The sequence below is a fragment of the Lentzea sp. NPDC037011 genome, from assembly GCF_055607425.1.
Genome location: NZ_JBVJRT010000032.1, coordinates 1 through 1,110, shown reverse-complemented (window position 1 = coordinate 1,110; position 1,110 = coordinate 1). Strand labels below are relative to the sequence as shown.

Genomic DNA, 1,110 nt, shown 5'->3' with positions numbered 1-1,110 from the left:
AGTCATGAGTGCCATCACCACGCCGACGAAGCCGGCCAACGCGGCCGCGCGCGTCGCAGGGGCGGCGGCCAACGCTGCCGATGAGCGGTTCCACGCGGCCTCCGGGCTGCGCAAGCAGCTGAACAAGGTGTTCCCGACGCACTGGTCGTTCCTGCTCGGTGAGATCGCCCTGTACAGCTTCATCGTGTTGTTGTTGTCGGGTACGTACCTGGCGTTGTTCTTCGACCCGTCGATGACGGAGGTCACCTACAACGGGGCGTTCGAGAACCTGCGGGGGATCGAGATGTCGCGGGCGTTCGCGTCCACGCTGGACATCTCGTTCGAGACCCGTGGCGGGTTGTTCGTGCGTCAGGTGCACCACTGGGCTGCGTTGCTGTTCATGGCGGCGATCGTGGTGCACATGTTCCGGATCTTCTTCACCGGTGCGTTCCGCAAGCCGCGTGAGATCAACTGGGTCATCGGCATCGTGTTGTTCATGCTCGGTGCGATCGAGGGTTTCCTGGGCTACTCGCTGCCGGACGACCTGCTCTCGGGCACCGGTCTGCGGGTGATGGCGGCGCTGCTGATCTCGTTCCCGGTGATCGGCACGTGGCTGAACTGGTTGATGTTCGGCGGTGAGTTCCCGGGCACGGACATCATCCCGTTGCTCTACACCGCGCACATCCTGCTCATCCCGGCGATCATCCTGGGGTTGATCGGCGCGCACCTGGGTCTGGTGTGGTACCAGAAGCACACCCAGTTCCCCGGTGTGGGCCGCAAGGAGACCAACGTCGTCGGCGTCCGCATCATGCCGGTGTTCGCGGCGAAGGGCGGCGGGTTCTTCGCCGTCGTCGTGGGTGTCATCGCGATCATGGGTGGGGTGTTCCAGATCAACCCGATCTGGAACATCGGCCCGTACAACCCGGCGCAGGTCTCGGCGGGGTCGCAGCCGGACTGGTACATGGGCTGGACCGACGGCCTGGTGCGCATCTGGCCGGCGTGGGAGTTCTACCTGGGCAACTACACGATCCCGGCGCCGTTCCTGCCGTTCATCCTGGGGTTGCCGTTGCTGACCGGGATCGCGGCGGTGTACCCGTGGATCGAACGGCGGATGACCAAGGACTACGCGCA

General features: G+C 64.9%; 1 protein-coding gene. It reads left to right on the top strand.

Features of this window, described 5'->3' with window-relative positions; all coding sequences use genetic code 11:
• Nucleotides 1–4: 4 nt before the first annotated feature.
• A partial coding sequence (qcrB, locus tag ACZ7CH_RS40790; protein ID WP_470376429.1) for a cytochrome bc1 complex cytochrome b subunit occupies nt 5–1,110 on the top strand: 1,106 nt, incomplete at its 3' end.